The sequence below is a fragment of the Pseudomonas sp. KH_024_B2 genome (assembly GCF_057839965.1).
Map to the genome: position 1 here is coordinate 1,423,190 of NZ_CM174502.1, position 16,285 is coordinate 1,439,474.

Sequence of the window (16,285 nt, forward strand, 5' to 3'; positions counted from 1 at the left end):
GCTGGCCTGGCAGTTACAGCGACGCCTGAGTGCCCGGCAATCCGAGCTGTCGCTGCTCGAGGAGCGCCTGAGTACGGCTCAACTCGCGCAAGAGGGGCTGAATGCCCAGCTCGATGCCAGTCGTGATGAAATCAGCGACCTGAGCCAGGCCAATGCCACCAAACAGGCCGATCTGGCCGCAGTTCGCCGTGAAGTCGAGCTGTTGCAGATCGAGCGCGACAACGCTCGCGATGCGGCTCATGCCTGGAGCCTTGAACGCGCCAGTAAGGAAAGCGAATTGCGTCGGTTGGACGCCCAGGCGGCGTCACTCAACGCCGAGCTGCGTGAACAACAGGAAAGCCATCAACAACGTCTGAGTGATCTGCAAGGTTCGCGGGATGAGTTGCGTGCGCAGTTTGCGGAATTGGCCGGGAAGATTTTCGATGAGCGTGAGCAGCGCTTTGCCGAGACCAGTCAGCAGCGCCTGGGTCAGTTGCTCGATCCGCTGAAAGAGCGCATCCAGTCGTTCGAAAAGCGTGTTGAAGAAAGCTATCAAGCCGAAGCCCGCGAGCGTTTCTCCCTGGCCAAGGAGCTGGAGCGTCTGCAGCAACTGAACCTGCGCCTGAGCGACGAGGCGACCAACCTCACTCGGGCGCTCAAGGGCCAGAAAACCCAGGGCAACTGGGGCGAGTTGATCCTCGAGCGAGTGCTTGAACATGCAGGTCTGGAGAAGGGCCGCGAATACCAGACACAGGTCAGTCTGAAAGGCCCGGATGGCGAACGCTTTCAGCCCGATGTACTGATCATGTTGCCAGGTGACAAGCAGGTGGTGGTGGACTCCAAGGTCAGCCTCACGGCTTATCAGCAGTACGTGGTCGCCGATGACGAAGTGATAGGTCAAACGGCGCTCAAACAGCATGTGCTGTCCTTGCGTAACCACGTCAAAGGCTTGGCCGGTAAGGACTACAAGCGTCTGGAAGGTTTGCACAGCCTGGATTTCGTTCTGCTTTTCGTGCCGATCGAAGCGGCGTTTTCCGCGGCCTTGCAGGCGGAGCCGAATCTGTTTCAGGAAGCCTTCGACCGCAATATCGTGATCGTCAGCCCGACTACTTTGCTCGCGACGTTACGGGTGATCGACAGCCTGTGGAAGCAGGAGCGACAAAGCCAGAACGCACGGGAGATCGCCGAACGCGCCGGCTGGCTGTACGACAAATTCGTGCTGTTCATTCAGGACCTGGACGAGGTAGGCAATCGCCTGCAACAACTGGACAAGGCCTACAGCGCTGCACGCAACAAGCTGACCGAAGGCCGTGGCAATCTGGTCAGCCGCAGCGAGCAGCTCAAGCTGCTGGGGGCACGGGCCAGCAAGAGCCTGCCGACGGACCTGCTGGAGCGGGCGATGACTGATGCGGACGGGTTGGTGGCGTTGCCGGAGTAGCGGGCAGGCCCTAAAGCCATTCGCGGGCAAGCCCGCTCCCAGTGTGCCCGGCATGGGCCAAAGCCAGTCACCTGAAAAGTGGTGACCAGAATGAGTGACGAGAACTGTAGCGAAACGCAAGGGGGAAGCCGCGAGGCCAGCCTGAAAGAAGCGTGTAGCAAAGGCGCGACCGCAGGAACACGAACAAGCAGCGAGGCCGGATGCGGGCGATAAGTGTGCTGGGAGCCACGAAATCCAACCGTCACCGAAAGACGCATCAGGTAGAGCTTGGCGGCCCGAGCCGAAGGTTTTGGCACCTTACCCGGGGAGATCTCGCGGGCGTAGCCCGCGAGAAGTCAGCAGATGCCGTAGTAGTGAAGAAGGGTCGTAATGGATCTGGAGCGAAGGGCTGAAGAACAGAAACACTCACCATAGACTACTGCCTACAAAGCGAGAGCCCTTTGAAACCGCACCCGGAAATGCCATGTGGCACGTAGCGGGAAGGCCGTGCGTGGGAAAGTCGGGTGGACCTCGACCAATGCGCGCAAGGAAGGGGCGAGTCAGCAGGCAGACGGAACGGGAATAGAGACGTGTTGAGCGAAACCTGCATGGAAACGATTGTCGAAAAGGAGAATATGCACCGAGCGCTCAAGAAGGTCCGGTCGAACAAAGGGGCGCCAGGGGTCGACGGAATCACTACCGACGAACTCACCGCACACCTTCAAACGCATTGGCCGGCCATCAAGAGCAAGCTTCTGGACGGGACCTATAAACCGGGTCCTGTCAAAGGTCTCAGGATCCCCAAGCCGCAAGGCGGGGAGCGGCTGTTGGGCATTCCGAATACGCAGGATCGCTTGATCCAGCAATCGGTCCAGCAGCACCTGACGCAGCTGTGGGATGCCAAATTTAGCGAACACAGCTACGGTTTCCGGCCAGGCAGGAGCAATCTCGATGCCATACGAGCCGCCAAGGCCTTTGTCCTGGAAGGCAAGACCTGGGTCGTGGATATCGACATCGAAGCCTTCTTCGATCAGGTCAATCACGACAGGTTGATGAGCCTCATATCCAGGGATATCCGTGACAAGCGGCTGATGAGTTACATCGGTCAGACGCTTCGAGCGGATATGCTGTTGGACGGTCAGCGGGTCAAAAGGACGGCCGGAACTCCGCAAGGAGGCCCGCTAAGCCCGCTGCTTGCCAACCTCTATCTGGATGCACTGGACAAAGAGCTGGAAGCCCGAGGGCTGAGCTTTTGTCGCTACGCCGACGACCTGGTGATTTATGTCACCAGCGAACGCAGTGCGGATCGCGTGCTGGGCAGTGTGACGGCTTGGATAGAGAAACACCTCAAGCTCAAAGTGAGTGCCAGCAAGAGTGGAACGGGACGGCCTTGGGATCGCGACTTCCTTGGTTACAACATCGACGAACAAGGGAATGGCCAACTGTCCGGCAAGACCGTGAAGAAATACCGCAAGAAAGTTCGCGAGCTGTGGTCGGCCAGGCAAAGTCTGACGAGCACCGAACTCGTGGCTCAATGGGGACGTTACATCCGGGGGTGGTACGAATACTTCCGCTGGGTGAAGGACGACTTCAAGCGGTTATCGCAATGGACTCGCCGACATATGCGCAAATGTTTCTGGCAGCGCTGGCACAGTCGTGAGGGACGAATGCGCAAACTGCGCGGGCTTGGTATCGCAAGCCGGCAACTCGCGCGAGTAAGCTTCCACGACGGTGCCTGGCGAGCGGCGCGCCACCCGGTGATGCAGCAGGCGATGAGTCTGAACATGATGCGTCGCTGGGGACTGTGGACGCCGCAGGACTTCGCCTCAGCACCTTGCTGAGCTGTTCAACCGCCGGATGCGGAAAACCGCACGTCCGGTGGTGTGGGAGGGGTAACGGGCACAAGCCCGTTGCCTCCACCCAATCAAGAGCACCGAAATCCCTGTGGGAGCGGCGGTGCGGCGATCCGACTTGCCCGCGAAGGCGTCAGAACAGGCGCCATTGGAACTTGATTTGAATCGCTACAACGGCAAATGCCGACTCAACAACGCTCTCAGCGCCGCCGGTTTCACTGGTTTGGCCAGATAATCCAACCCCGCTGCATGCACCTCGGCGACCATTTCCGGTCGGCCGTCGGCGCTGATCACCACGCCGGGCACCGGTTCTCCGAGCTGGGTGCGCAGCCAGGCCATCAAGCCGGTACCGGTCTCGCCGTCGTCCAGGTGGTAATCCACCAACGCCAACTGCGGACGAATGCCTTCGCTGAGCAACGCGACGCACTCTTCTCGATTACGAGCGGTCCAGACCTGACAGCCCCAGCGCGTCAGCAGGCTGTTCATGCCAATCAGGATGCTGTCTTCATTGTCGATGCACAGCACTTGCGCGCCGCTCGGCAGTTTGCCGTTCAGCTCGGCGACTTTGGCCGGGGCGCTGATTTGCGCGCGAGCCAGCGGCACACTCACGCTGAACACGCTGCCCTTGCCTGGCCAGGAGCGCACTTGCAGCTGATGCCCGAGTACCCGGCAAAGCCCGTCGGCAATCGCCAGCCCCAGTCCCAGGCCTTTCTCGGCGCGGGTCTGGTGGCTGTCGAGGCGTTTGAATTCCTCGAAGATCACCTGGAGTTTGTCTTGTGCAATACCCGGCCCGCGATCCCAGACCTCCAGGCAGAGTTTTCCGTCTCTGCGTCGAACGCCCAGCAATACCGGACCTTTGGCGTAGCGAAAGGCATTGGTCAGGAAGTTCTGCAGAATCCGCCGTAGCAGTTTGATATCGCTGTCGACCCGCAAATGGCTGCCGCGCAGGCGAAACTTCAGACCTTGTTCCTGTGCCAGGGCCTTGAATTCGGCACCCAGGGCATCGAACAACTCGTTGAGTACAAACGGCTGGCGATCCGGATTGATCTTGCGGTTTTCCAGGCGCGAAATGTCCAGCAAATCACTGATCAGGTCTTCGGCCGAACGCAGTGAGCTGTCCAGGTGTCGCACCAACTGCTGAGCCTCGGTGGATAGCCCGTCGTCCTGATGGGAGAGGGCGGCAGAGAACAGTCGCGCGGCGTTCAGCGGTTGCATCAAGTCATGGCTGACGGCGGTGAGGAAGCGGGTTTTCGACTGGTTGGCCGACTCTGCCGTGCCCTTGGCTTCGGTCAGCGCGACGTTCAGTTGCGATAGCTCATGGGTGCGCGCCGTGACCCGTTGTTCGAGGCCTTCGTTGGCCTCGGTCAGCGCTTTTTCAGCTTCGCGGAATGCGCTGATGTCAGTGAAACTCATGACAAAACCGCCGCCTGGCATGGGGTTGCCGATCAGCTCGATCACTCGACCGTTGGGAAATAGACGCTCGGAGGTATGCGCCCGGCCCTGGCGCATCCAGTGCAGGCGGCGAGCCACGTGCACCTCGGCTTCACCGGGGCCGCACAGACCCCGCTCGGCGTTGTAGCGGATGATGTCGGCAATCGGCCGACCGACGCTGATCAGCCCATCCGGGTAGTTGAACAGCTCCAGATAGCGCCGGTTCCAGGCCACCAGCCTGAGCGATTGGTCGACCACGCTGATGCCCTGGGTGATGTTCTCGATCGCGCCTTGCAGCAGGGCGCGGTTGAATTGCAGCACCTCCGAGGTTTCGTCGGCGATGCGCACTACGTCTTCGAGTTGCATCTCCCGGCCTTCGATGGCGGCTTTTACCACGGCACGCGTCGACGATGCGCCGAGCACGCCGGCCAGCAGGCGCTCGGTGTGAGCAATCCATTCGTCGTCGGCATTCCGGTTCGGATTGAAGCCTTTGCCCTGGCGGTAGGCAAAGCGGATAAAGCTCTGCCGTGCCCGTTCTTCGCCGACAAAACGCGCCGCCAGACTGAGCAGGTCGTTGATCTGCACGGCCAGCATCGAGCGGGCGCGGGGACGGGCGCTGATTTCCTGACCGATAAAGCGTCCGGCCTGCCAGTGCTCGGAAACCCGGGTGCGCGACAGCACCGAGACCCAGGCGAACAACGTGAAGTTACCCGCCAACGACAGGACTACACCTTGGGTCAGCGGGGTGATTGGCAGGTTCAGCGGATTGCCGTGCAGCCACGCCAGCCCGGGGAAACTGTTCAGCGACCAGCCGAGGCTGTTGGCGGCAATCGGCAGGACCAGGGTGTAGAACCAAATGAAGGTCCCGGTGGCCAGCCCGGCAAACACGCCACGACGGTTGGCCTGCTTCCAGTACAGCGCGCCGAGCATCGCCGGCGCCAGTTGGGTAACGGCAGCAAAGGCGATCTGGCCGATGGTCGCCAGGCTCGCCGTCGAACCGAGCAGCCGATAGCTGACGTACGCCAGCAACAGAATCACCACGATGCTCACCCGGCGTACCGAAAGCATCCAGTAACGGAACACTTCGAACGGTCGCTCGGCGTTTTTCCGGCGCAGCAGCCACGGCAGTAGCATGTCATTGGAAACCATGGTCGACAGTGCGACGCTGGCGACGATCACCATCCCGGTGGCCGCCGACGCTCCGCCGATAAACGCCAGCAACGCCAGCGCCGGATGGGCCTGGGCCAGTGGCAGGCTGATCACGAAAGAGTCGGGCAGCACCGAGCTGGGCAACAGCATTTGCCCGGCCAGCGCGATCGGCACCACAAACAGCGCAGCCAGTGCGAGATAGGCCGGGAACACCCACTTGGCCAGTTGCAGGTCCTGCGGCTCGATATTCTCCACCACAGTCACATGGAACTGCCGCGGCAGGCAGATGATCGCCATCATCGCGACGCCGGTCTGCACCACCATGGACGGCCAGTTGATGGTTTCTTTCCAGTACTGTTCCAGGCGCGGTGCGAGCATGGCCTGATCGAACAGGTCATCGAAGCCATCATACAAGCCGTAAGTGACGAAGGCGCCGACCGCGAGAAAGGCAAACAGCTTGACCAGCGATTCGAAGGCAATCGCCATGACCATGCCGCGGTGGTGTTCCGTGGCGTCGAGGTTGCGTGTGCCGAAAACGATGGTGAACAACGCCAGAATCAGCGAGACAACCAGCGCCGTATCCTGAGCGCGGGTGCCCATGGCGTCGGCGCCGGCACCGATCAACAGGTTCACGCCGAGCACGATGCCTTTGAGTTGCAAGGCGATGTACGGCAGCACGCCGACCATGCAGATCAGGGCGACCACCACCGCCAATGACTGTGACTTGCCGTAGCGCGCGGCGATGAAGTCGGCGATGGAGGTGATGTTCTCCTGCTTGCTGATGATCACCATTTTCTGCAGGACCCACGGCGCCAGCACCAGCAGCAGAATCGGCCCCAGATAGATCGGCAGAAATGACCAGAGTTGTTCGGCGGCCTGGCCCACCGCACCGAAGAAGGTCCAGCTGGTGCAGTAGACGGCCAGCGACAGGCTATACACCCAGGCACGCAGCCGCGGCGGCAACGGCGCACTGCGCCGGTCACCGTAAAAGGCGATGGCGAACAAGACGGCCATATAGGCCAGGGCAACGGCGGCGATCAGCCCGCTGGACAGCGTCATGGGAACTCCAGGCAAAAGACACCCCGGGCGCTTCAGCCCGATCAGACAGTCTCGCATGATGTTCAGGGTTAGTCAGTGTCGACCAAGGTCTCAGGGCGATCTGGTGTCGCGGGGGAGGGTGTCAGTTGAATCTTTGTGGCCTGTGCCGGCCTCATCGCGAGCAAGCTCGCTCCCACATTTGATTTGCGGTGTGCCCACCATGTGTGGCTAACGCAGGTCCTGTGTGGGAGCGAGCTTGCTCGCGATTGGAACAGGCGCTATCGGGTTATCGGCCCAGCGCAAACATATATCTATTAAGTAGATAACAGTTAGAGATATTACCCGTTATATAGATATTCGAATCGGTTCCATCATGGACTCCACCTCACGAGAGGACAGGAGTTCACCATGACATGCCCCAACAGCATCAACAGCGGTTTGCGCCCATTGAGCCATTTGCAGCATCCGCGTGAAGCCATCCGCCAGTTCACCCCCACCTGGTTCGCCGCGACCATGGGCACCGGTGTGCTGGCGTTGGCGTTGGCCCAATTGCCGGTGAAAGTTCCCGGTTTGTATGCTTTTGCCGAAGGTTTGTGGCTGTTTAATATCGTGCTGTTTGTGTTGTTCAGCGGTCTCTACGCCGCGCGTTGGGCATTGTTCTTCGATGAGGCGCGGCGGATTTTCGGGCATTCCACGGTGTCGATGTTTTTCGGCACCATCCCCATGGGGCTCGCGACCATCATCAACGGCTTTCTGCTGTTTGGCGTACCGCGTTGGGGCGAGGGCGTAGTGCAACTGGCCGAAGCGCTCTGGTGGCTGGACGTGGCCATGTCGCTGGCCTGCGGTGTGTTGATTCCGTACATGATGTTCACCCGCCAGGAACACAGCATCGACCAGATGACCGCGGTCTGGCTGCTGCCGGTGGTGGCGGCGGAAGTCGCAGCGGCCAGCGGCGGTTTGCTGGCACCGCATCTGCTCGATGCTCATTCGCAGTTCGTGGTGCTCATCACCAGCTATGTGTTGTGGGCGTTTTCGCTGCCGGTGGCCTTCAGCATCCTGACTATTCTGTTGCTGCGTATGGCCTTGCATAAACTGCCCCACGAAAATATGGCCGCCTCGAGCTGGCTGGCGCTTGGACCGATTGGTACCGGGGTGCTGGGCATGTTGCTGTTGGGCGCCGATGCACCGGCAATCTTCGCCGCCAACGGTTTGCCGGGCATCGGCGAAATCGCCGCCGGGCTGGGGCTGGTGGCCGGGATTACGCTGTGGGGCCTGGGGCTGTGGTGGATGCTGATCGCGGTACTGATCACCCTTCGTTATATGCGTGCAGGGATCCCGTTCAACCTTGGCTGGTGGGGTTTTACTTTCCCGCTGGGCGTCTATGCTCTGGCTACTTTGAAACTGGCCAGCACCTTGAACCTGACGTTCTTCAGTGTATTTGGCAGTGTTTTGGTGGTCGCATTGGCGATCATGTGGCTGATCGTGTCGAAACGAACCGTACAAGGCGCCTATAAAGGTGAGTTGTTTGTTTCACCGTGCATTGCAGGATTAACGAAATAACTTGCAAAGATTAGGTAAGGTTGTGGCCTGGATCGAAGATCGATATTCCAATAACAGCATCCAAGCCACTCAGGGACATGGAAGATGAGTCACCCGTCGCAGTTCACCTTGCTTCGCAAACGGCGTTTCCTGCCGTTTTTTGTTACGCAATCCCTTGGGGCGTTCAACGACAACCTCTTCAAACAGTCGCTGATCCTCGCCATTCTGTACAAGCTGACGATCGAGGGTGACCGCTCGATCTGGGTCAACCTCTGTGCGTTGCTGTTCATCCTGCCGTTCTTTCTGTTTTCGGCCCTGGCCGGGCAATTTGGCGAAAAATTCGCCAAGGACGCGTTGATCCGTCTGATCAAACTCGGTGAAATCGCGATCATGGCGGTCGGCGCGGTGGGCTTCATGTTCGATAACCTGTCGCTGATGCTGGTAGCGCTGTTCGCCATGGGCACTCACTCGGCGCTGTTCGGTCCGGTGAAGTATTCGATCCTGCCCCAGGCGTTGCACGAAGAAGAGCTGGTGGGCGGTAACGGCCTGGTGGAAATGGGCACCTTCCTGGCGATTCTGGCCGGGACCATCGGTGCCGGGATCATGATGTCTTCCAGTCATTACGCACCGATCGTGTCCACGGCGATTGTCGGTGTTGCGGTACTGGGATATCTGGCCAGTCGCAGTATTCCTCGCGCTGCAGCCGCTACCCCGCAGATGCGCCTGAACTGGAATATTTTCAGCCAATCCTGGGCCACCTTGCGTCTGGGGCTGGGACAAACACCCGCGGTGTCTCGTTCGATTGTCGGTAACTCGTGGTTCTGGTTTGTCGGGGCGATTTATCTGACACAGATTCCGGCCTACGCCAAAGAATGGCTGTACGGCGACGAAACCGTGGTGACGCTGATTCTCACGGTGTTCTCGGTGGGCATCGCGACCGGTTCGATGCTCTGCGAAAAGCTCTCCGGACGCAAAGTGGAGATTGGCCTGGTGCCGTTCGGCTCGTTCGGTCTGACGGTGTTTGGCCTGCTGCTGTGGTGGCACTCCGGCGGCATCGCGCAAAACGTCCAGACCAATGACTGGATCGCAGTGCTCAGCTCCGGCCCCGCCTGGTGGGTGTTGATCGATATTCTTGGCCTGGGCATCTTCGGCGGCTTCTATATCGTGCCGCTGTACGCGCTGATTCAGTCGCGCACCGCCGAGAACGAGCGGGCGCGGGTGATCGCGGCGAACAACATTCTCAATGCCTTGTTCATGGTGGTCTCGGCGATTGTCTCGATCCTGTTGCTGAGCATCGCCAAGCTGTCGATCCCGCAGCTGTTCCTGGTGGTGTCGCTGCTGAACATCGGCGTCAACGCTTACATCTTCAAAATCGTCCCCGAATTCAGCATGCGGTTCATGATCTGGCTGCTCAGCCACTCCATGTACCGCGTCGAGCACCGCAACCTCGACCTGATCCCCGACGAAGGCCCGGCGCTGCTGGTCTGCAACCATGTGTCGTTTGTCGACGCCTTGCTGATTGGCGGCGCGGTGCGTCGGCCGATTCGTTTTGTGATGTATTACAAAATCTACAACCTGCCGGTGCTGAACTTTATCTTCCGCACCGCCGGGACTATTCCGATTGCCGGGCGCCAGGAAGATATTCTGATCTACGAAAGAGCCTTCAAGAGGATCGCCCAGTACCTGAAAGACGGCGAACTGGTGTGCATTTTTCCGGAAGGCAAGTTGACCGCCGATGGCGAGATCAATGAGTTCAAGGGCGGATTGACCCGGATACTGGAAGAGACGCCAGTGCCAGTGATTCCGTTGGCCTTGCAGGGGTTGTGGGGGAGTTTCTTCAGTCGCGATCCGGACAAGGGCTTGTTCCGTCGACTGTGGTCGCGGGTGACGCTGGTGGCGGGGCCTGCGGTAGCGGTTGAAGTCGCAGAGCCGGCGCATTTGCAGGGGGTGGTTGGGCAATTGCGTGGGGCCGTTAGATAGATAGTGTTTATGCGGGCCTCATCGCGAGCAAGCTCGCTCCCACATTAGATCTTCGGCGTGTTCGCAATTTTGTGATCAGCACAGGTCCAGTGTGGGAGCGGGCTTGCCCGCGAAGGGGTCGGATGCCTAAGCGCTGACCTTGAGCCCAACCAACCCGGTAATGATCAACGCCACACTGGCCAGCCTAAACAGCGCCATCGACTCACCAAACAGAATGATCCCGGCGATCACCGTACCGACCGCGCCAACACCCGTCCAGATCGCGTAAGCGGTGCCCAGCGGCAGCTCTTTCATGGCCAGGCCAAGCAAACCAAGGCTGACAGCCATGGCGGCAACGGTCAGGGCGGTGGGAAGAGGGCGGCTGAAGCCGTCGGTGTATTTCAGGCCGACGGCCCAGCCCACTTCGAACAGGCCGGCAAAAAACAGAATGATCCAGGACATTGAAGACCTCCATCGAATGACGGGGTCGTCCCCAGATTAATGACTCGATTGAGCCGCGAGGTCGTCCTCGCGATGCGCAGTATAATGCCCATTATAAACCTGAGGATCAAGTTTCCCTGGCTTGCTCAATACCCTGTGGCGAGGGAGCTTGCTCCCGCTGGGCCGCGAAGCGGCCCTAAAACCTGCGATCGCATTTTGGCAGGCACACCGCATCCACAGGTTTTGCGGCTGCTGCGCACCCGAGCGGGAGCAAGCTCCCTCGCCACAGGTTCTGCGCTTACCTTAGATCCCCTGCGGAAGCTCTTCGCCGCCCAGGGCTTCGAACAGTTGCGGGAGGAACTCGCCGAAGGTCAGCATCATCAGGGTGAAACTGGCGTCCTGTTGGCCGAGGGCATCGTCGCCGCCGTCTTGTTCCGCTTGATCCTGCAGCAGATCCTCGAACTTCAGGCGCTTGACCACCATCTTGTCGTCGAGCACGAAAGACAATTTGTCCTGCCAGGCCAGGGATAGCTGAGTCACCACTTTGCCGGTGCTCAGGTGCAGCTGGATTTCATCGCTGGTCAGGTCCTGACGCTTGCAGCGCACGATGCCGCCGTCTTCGTGGGTATCGCGCAGTTCGCATTCGTCGAGCACGAAGAAGCCATCCGCAGCCTTTTGGGTTTTTACCCAGTCGGTCATGGTCGCGCTTGGGGCGATTTTCACGGTCAGCGGGCGAACCGGCAGCGAGCCTATCACTTCACGCAGGGTCGACAGCAGGTCTTCGGCACGTTTCGGGCTGGAAGCGTTGACCAGGATCAGGCCCTGTTTTGGCGCGATGGCTGCGAAGGTGGCCGAGCGACGGATAAAAGCGCGGGGCAGGAAGGCCTGGATGATTTCATCCTTGAGCTGATCGCGCTCCTTCTTGTAGACCTTGCGCATTTGCTCGGCTTCGATCTCTTCGACCTTTTCCTTCAGGGCGTCACGTACGACGCTGCCTGGCAAAATACGTTCTTCCTTGCGCGCGGCGATCAGCAGGAAGTCCTGGCTGACATGCACCAGAGGTGCATCTTCGCCCTTGCCGAATGGCGCGACGAAACCGTAGGTGGTCAACTCCTGGCTTGCACATGGACGGGCCAGTTTGGTGGCCAGTGCGGTTTCCAGCACCTGCGCATCAAAAGGCAGATCTTGGGTCAGGCGATAGATAAGCAGGTTTTTGAACCACATGGGGTGAATCTCTCCTTCTATACAAAAGGAGGGCATTATTCTCTTCGCAGCGTGATAGGCCAACCCTCAGCTAAGCCTTTGGAAGGCCTGAAAAAACTATTTAAAAAAGTGCTTGCCAGAGTAGGGGGCGCTACGTAGAATGCGCGCCACACCGAAAGTGAAGGGTGATTAGCTCAGCTGGGAGAGCATCTGCCTTACAAGCAGAGGGTCGGCGGTTCGATCCCGTCATCACCCACCATTCGCTTCAAGTGTTACGCGCAGCGGTAGTTCAGTCGGTTAGAATACCGGCCTGTCACGCCGGGGGTCGCGGGTTCGAGTCCCGTCCGCTGCGCCATATTCGGTAATCTGGAACGCTGAACGCCAGGTCACCACGGAAAGCCCGCCTTGTGCGGGCTTTTTGCTGTCTGCCTTTCATGAAAAACTTTCGGTTTTTTTGAATATTTTTTTATTTAAATCAGCACGTTATGATTTTTTGTGAGAGAATGCGCCCACACCGAAAGTGAAGGGTGATTAGCTCAGCTGGGAGAGCATCTGCCTTACAAGCAGAGGGTCGGCGGTTCGATCCCGTCATCACCCACCATTCGCTTCAAGTGTTACGCGCAGCGGTAGTTCAGTCGGTTAGAATACCGGCCTGTCACGCCGGGGGTCGCGGGTTCGAGTCCCGTCCGCTGCGCCATATTCGGTCACCTGGAACGCTGAACGCCAGGTCACCACAGAAAGCCCGCCTTGCGCGGGCTTTTTGCCGTCTGGGGTTTGGCTTTTTTGTGCCGCGGATGATTCCGGGGGTTGACTCGGTTCTATATCGGACGCGTCAGGCCTCGTTGCTGCGTAACAGCAGGCTGTCGATCACCTCTGACGGTATAGCCTCCACTACCGGCCTTGGTTTTACCGGTAAAGGTATAGGCGTTCCGGCGCGGCGCGCCAGGCGGTATTCGCTGGGCGTACAGCCGGCGAATTGCTTGAAGGCACGGGCGAAGTAGGACGGGTCCTTGAAGCCGACCTCATAGCCGATGCTGGTGATGGGCATCTGGCTGTTGTCGAGCAGCTCCTTGGCGTAGTCCATGCGCTTGTTCAGGATGTAGTCCATGAAGCCAAGGCCTTTCACTTCCTTGAACAGACGGCTGAAGCGAAATGTGGTCATGCCGCAGCGCTTTGCCAGCTCTTTCTGGTCGACGTTGTCGCGAAAATGCTGCTCGATGTACAGCAGCACCTTATTGAGTGCCTGGTGCTTCTGATGTTCTGCGGTCAGCCGGATACTGTCCGGCAGGGACGGGCCATGCTCGATCACGGTCTTCTTGATCTGGGAACCAGAGTTACGGCGCAACTCGCAGAGCTGCTCCAGGGCGTGCAGAAAACGGCTGATCTCGGCGTCCGAGAGGGGCAGCACCATGTACTCCCAGACCCGCGAACGCATGGCCCAGACAGCCAGCTCTTCCGAGTGCTGCACGGTGAACATGGCGATAGGCACAGAGGGCAGGGTGTGTTTGATCTCCAGCAACAGGCTGAGGCCGGGCATGTCGGGGCGATCATAATGCATGCAGATCATGTCCGGTGGTTGGGCATAATCCTGCTCGGAAAAGCTGGAGTCTTTTGCCAGCCGACAAACGCAGGCTGAGCGAAATTGCGCGATCAGTTCTTCAGCCGATCGATCTCGAGTGAGATCGAACCATAAAAGGAAGGGTTTTTTGCCCGAGTCAGGCTTCATTTCCTTGATCCTTATTCCTGTGCCTCGTTTTCTCTTCTTATTTGTTCTTCTTCGTTCAGCAGTATCATCACTGTGCCATGACTCGTAGGATCAAATCCTGATAAAAAACTAAAAATATAGTTCGTTACGCTCTATACCTTGCTGAGGGGGCCAGAATCCAGCGCACCCTTTCCTTTTTCGATGGGCCCGGGATTGACCGCTCGTCGCTTGCGAATCAGTTGCAGATTCATTCGTAAGTTATTCCTTTTCTTACGCTTTCCGTTGCCGTCAAAAACGGTGCCTTTACTATTTTTGTTGTCTTGGCAATGACAGCAAAAAACTCCTGATGATCGACAAAAAACTCCTAACCCTTCTATTGCCCTCCCAACTAAGGTTTCAACCAGGCAGTGCATTCAGCACCGTCTTTGAGAAGACCAACACTCAACTGATTACAAATGAGGTGGGCGAAATGAATCTGCAAACTATCAAGACTTCGGTGCTGAAATTCATCAACGACGAAGATGGTCTGACCATTGTGGAATATGCGGTGGCGGGCGGGTTGATTACGGTAGCTGTTGCCGCAGCGTTCGTGACTCTTGGAACAGAAGTGAAACTCAACATCGAGGATCTGTGTAAAGCCGTCAATGCTAACGTTGCGTGTACAACTGCTGCGTAATAGTTCTTGGTCGGGAGATACGGCGATGTCCATCGAGCAGCTGGTTACCACCGTTTTGCTGCCGGGGCTGCTGGGCATGGCGGTGGTGAGCGATCTTCGTCACCACCGTATTCCCAACCTCTTGATATTGCTGGGGCTGGGTTTGGGGGTGGCCGGTCAGGCTTATACCTCTGGAGTAACCGGGCTGGGTTATGGATTGCTGGGCATGCTGATCGGTTTTGCCATATTTCTCCCGATGTACGCCCTGGGGGGGATGGCTGCCGGCGACGTCAAGCTGATGGCCATGGTCGGCTCCTTTCTCACTCCGCACGACGCACTCTGGGCTGCGCTTTTCAGCCTGATGGCAGGTGGTTTGTGCGGGCTCCTGATTGTGCTCGTGCGCGGTCAGATACAGCAGACCTTCGGGCGCTACTGGCTGATGTTGAGGGCCCGGGCTTATTTTGCGCCGCAAGCCGATGAAGTAGCAGGCAAGCCTTTTCCTTATTCGCTCGCGATTCTGCTCGGCACTTTAACCAGCGTCTTCTGGCTGCCCTTCGGCCAGTAGTTCGGGAGAACACTATGATGTACGCCATCAGCGACAACAACGTCTACCCCGACGAGCGGGAAGCGGTGCAGCAGTTGGCTCCGCAGCCGCGCACTATCCGTGAGACCGGCCTGGCGGACAACTTTCTCGGTGATCTGGTCTGCAAGCATCTGCACGATGCCGGCGTGCTGGACCTGTCGCGACTGGTGGAGCGCCTGGCGCTGACCGGCGCGGTACTGGAAGAGATTCTGGCCTTTCTGCGCAAGGATGGCCGCGTCGAGATCCTCGGCCAGAGCGGTGGCCAGGCATTGCGCTACAGCCTGACGGAGCGCGGCCGCTGTGCCGCCCGCGATGCCCTGGCGCGCAGCGGCTATATTGGCGCGGCGCCCTATCCAGTGAGTGCCTATCGCTCGCTGATCAAAATGCAGACCATCCACCATGGTCGCATCAGCTCGGAGGACATGCATGGCGCTTTCGGCGCAGTGGTGCTCGCCGACAGCATGCTCGATCAACTGGGGGTGGCGATGAACTCAGGGCGCGCCATCATGATTTACGGGCCGGCAGGTACCGGCAAGACCTATATCAGCAGCCGGTTGATCCGTCTGTTTGACGAAGCCATCTGGGTACCCCATGCGATCGCGATCAATGAAGCGGTGATCGAGATCTTCGATCCTCAGGTCCACCAGCGCCTGGATAATGACGAACCGCAGAAGAGTCTGCTGCTCAGTGAAGGGATCGATCGTCGACTACTCTGCTGTAAGCGACCGATCATCATCACCGGCGGTGAATTGAGCATGGAACAGCTGGATGTCCGCTACGACCCCTCTACTCGCCAGTACCAGGCCCCCTTGCAGCTCAAGGCCAGTAATGGCCTGTTCATCATCGACGACATGGGCCGCCAGCGCATGGCCCCGGCCGCGTTGTTTAATCGCTGGATCGTGCCGATGGAGGAAAAACGTGACTTCCTCAACCTTGGCGGAGGGCGGCACTGCGAACTGCCGTTCGACCTGATCCTGGTGTTCTCCACCAACCTCAACCCGTTGGAGCTGGCCGATGAGGCGTTCCTGCGGCGAATTGGCTACAAGCTGCAATTCGGCTACCTGGAACCCGTTGATTACGAACGAATCTGGCGTCAGGAAACCGAACGGCTGGGCGTTCCCTATGACCCTCTGCTGTTGAACTATGTGCTGCGGGAACTCTACGAATCCGAAAACATGCCCCTGGTGCCTTGCCACCCCCGCGACCTGTTGAGCATGGCGCTCGACCGCCAGCGTTACCTGGGGGGCTCCGGGCCGCTGTCGCCGCAGGAGCTGGAATGGGCCTGGCGCAACTACTTCGTTCAGCTCGACTTTCTTGGATAAGGAGATACCGA

The 16,285-nt window shown here is 58.9% G+C and carries 11 protein-coding genes and 4 tRNA genes; 11 read left to right on the forward strand and 4 right to left on the reverse strand.

Features of this window, described 5'->3' with window-relative positions:
- Nucleotides 1–52: 52 nt before the first annotated feature.
- Both AC3I0A_RS06705 and ltrA read left to right on the forward strand, forming a co-directional pair.
- Nucleotides 53–1,417: a DNA recombination protein RmuC gene (locus AC3I0A_RS06705; protein WP_489378440.1), complete on the forward strand. Its 1,365-nt coding sequence runs from the start codon at nt 53–55 to the stop codon at nt 1,415–1,417.
- 587 nt (nt 1,418–2,004) lie between these two features.
- A complete protein-coding gene (gene ltrA / locus AC3I0A_RS06710; RefSeq protein WP_489372898.1) occupies nt 2,005–3,237 on the forward strand; it encodes a group II intron reverse transcriptase/maturase in 1,233 nt (410 codons plus the stop codon).
- A gap of 180 nt (nt 3,238–3,417) precedes the next feature.
- On the opposite strand, the gene AC3I0A_RS06715 is transcribed toward ltrA, so the two are convergent.
- Nucleotides 3,418–6,888, reverse strand: a complete 3,471-nt coding sequence (locus AC3I0A_RS06715; protein ID WP_489376857.1) for a hybrid sensor histidine kinase/response regulator — start codon at nt 6,886–6,888, stop codon at nt 3,418–3,420.
- A 387-nt stretch (nt 6,889–7,275) separates the two neighbouring features.
- Between AC3I0A_RS06715 and AC3I0A_RS06720 the strand changes: the two genes are divergently transcribed.
- Complete coding sequence (locus AC3I0A_RS06720; RefSeq protein WP_489376859.1) at nt 7,276–8,427, forward strand: TDT family transporter; 1,152 nt, start codon at nt 7,276–7,278, stop codon at nt 8,425–8,427.
- 84 nt (nt 8,428–8,511) lie between these two features.
- The gene (locus AC3I0A_RS06725; RefSeq protein WP_489376861.1) at nt 8,512–10,386 is read left to right on the forward strand and encodes an MFS transporter; all 1,875 of its coding nucleotides are present in this window, start codon (nt 8,512–8,514) and stop codon (nt 10,384–10,386) included.
- A 126-nt stretch (nt 10,387–10,512) separates the two neighbouring features.
- On the opposite strand, the gene sugE is transcribed toward AC3I0A_RS06725, so the two are convergent.
- Together sugE and rdgC are read right to left on the reverse strand one after the other, a co-directional pair.
- Nucleotides 10,513–10,827 (reverse strand): quaternary ammonium compound efflux SMR transporter SugE, encoded by a 315-nt coding sequence (gene sugE / locus AC3I0A_RS06730; RefSeq protein ID WP_489376862.1) that lies wholly within the window; start codon nt 10,825–10,827, stop codon nt 10,513–10,515.
- A gap of 282 nt (nt 10,828–11,109) precedes the next feature.
- Nucleotides 11,110–12,030, reverse strand: a complete 921-nt coding sequence (gene rdgC / locus AC3I0A_RS06735; protein ID WP_489376864.1) for a recombination-associated protein RdgC — start codon at nt 12,028–12,030, stop codon at nt 11,110–11,112.
- A gap of 162 nt (nt 12,031–12,192) precedes the next feature.
- Between rdgC and AC3I0A_RS06740 the strand changes: the two genes are divergently transcribed.
- The 4 genes from AC3I0A_RS06740 (at nt 12,193) to AC3I0A_RS06755 (ending at nt 12,706) form a co-directional block, all read left to right on the forward strand.
- A tRNA-Val gene (locus tag AC3I0A_RS06740) sits at nt 12,193–12,268 on the forward strand.
- A 19-nt stretch (nt 12,269–12,287) separates the two neighbouring features.
- Nucleotides 12,288–12,364 (forward strand) — tRNA-Asp (locus AC3I0A_RS06745).
- A 170-nt stretch (nt 12,365–12,534) separates the two neighbouring features.
- Nucleotides 12,535–12,610 (forward strand) — tRNA-Val (locus AC3I0A_RS06750).
- Between the two features lie 19 nt (nt 12,611–12,629).
- Nucleotides 12,630–12,706: transfer RNA gene (locus tag AC3I0A_RS06755), tRNA-Asp, on the forward strand.
- A 135-nt stretch (nt 12,707–12,841) separates the two neighbouring features.
- Here the strand turns inward: AC3I0A_RS06755 and AC3I0A_RS06760 are convergent.
- The gene (locus tag AC3I0A_RS06760) at nt 12,842–13,735 is read right to left on the reverse strand and encodes a helix-turn-helix domain-containing protein (RefSeq protein ID WP_489376865.1); all 894 of its coding nucleotides are present in this window, start codon (nt 13,733–13,735) and stop codon (nt 12,842–12,844) included.
- A gap of 448 nt (nt 13,736–14,183) precedes the next feature.
- Between AC3I0A_RS06760 and AC3I0A_RS06765 the strand changes: the two genes are divergently transcribed.
- From AC3I0A_RS06765 to AC3I0A_RS06775, 3 genes are read left to right on the forward strand one after another with little or no spacing between them, the layout of a single operon-like run.
- Nucleotides 14,184–14,390 carry a Flp family type IVb pilin gene (locus tag AC3I0A_RS06765; RefSeq protein ID WP_489378441.1) on the forward strand — a complete coding sequence of 69 codons (207 nt, stop codon included), beginning with the start codon at nt 14,184–14,186 and terminating at the stop codon, nt 14,388–14,390.
- 25 nt (nt 14,391–14,415) lie between these two features.
- Entirely contained in the window at nt 14,416–14,934 is a 519-nt protein-coding gene (locus AC3I0A_RS06770; protein WP_489376867.1) for an A24 family peptidase, read from the forward strand.
- 17 nt (nt 14,935–14,951) lie between these two features.
- On the forward strand, nt 14,952–16,274 hold the full coding sequence (locus tag AC3I0A_RS06775) for a DUF8689 domain-containing protein (protein ID WP_489378442.1): 1,323 nt from the start codon (nt 14,952–14,954) through the stop codon (nt 16,272–16,274).
- The last annotated feature ends 11 nt before the right edge of the window (nt 16,275–16,285 follow it).

Excerpts from the sequence above, each read along its gene's own strand:
- ltrA (WP_489372898.1), top strand. The coding sequence starts at position 2,005 with ATGGAAACGATTGTCGAAAAGGAGAATATGCACCGAGCGCTCAAGAAG.
- AC3I0A_RS06715 (WP_489376857.1), bottom strand. The coding sequence starts at position 6,888 with ATGACGCTGTCCAGCGGGCTGATCGCCGCCGTTGCCCTGGCCTATATG.
- AC3I0A_RS06720 (WP_489376859.1), top strand. The coding sequence starts at position 7,276 with ATGACATGCCCCAACAGCATCAACAGCGGTTTGCGCCCATTGAGCCAT.
- AC3I0A_RS06725 (WP_489376861.1), top strand. The coding sequence starts at position 8,512 with ATGAGTCACCCGTCGCAGTTCACCTTGCTTCGCAAACGGCGTTTCCTG.
- sugE (WP_489376862.1), bottom strand. The coding sequence starts at position 10,827 with ATGTCCTGGATCATTCTGTTTTTTGCCGGCCTGTTCGAAGTGGGCTGG.
- rdgC (WP_489376864.1), bottom strand. The coding sequence starts at position 12,030 with ATGTGGTTCAAAAACCTGCTTATCTATCGCCTGACCCAAGATCTGCCT.
- AC3I0A_RS06760 (WP_489376865.1), bottom strand. The coding sequence starts at position 13,735 with ATGAAGCCTGACTCGGGCAAAAAACCCTTCCTTTTATGGTTCGATCTC.
- AC3I0A_RS06765 (WP_489378441.1), top strand. The coding sequence starts at position 14,184 with ATGAATCTGCAAACTATCAAGACTTCGGTGCTGAAATTCATCAACGAC.
- AC3I0A_RS06770 (WP_489376867.1), top strand. The coding sequence starts at position 14,416 with ATGTCCATCGAGCAGCTGGTTACCACCGTTTTGCTGCCGGGGCTGCTG.
- AC3I0A_RS06775 (WP_489378442.1), top strand. The coding sequence starts at position 14,952 with ATGTACGCCATCAGCGACAACAACGTCTACCCCGACGAGCGGGAAGCG.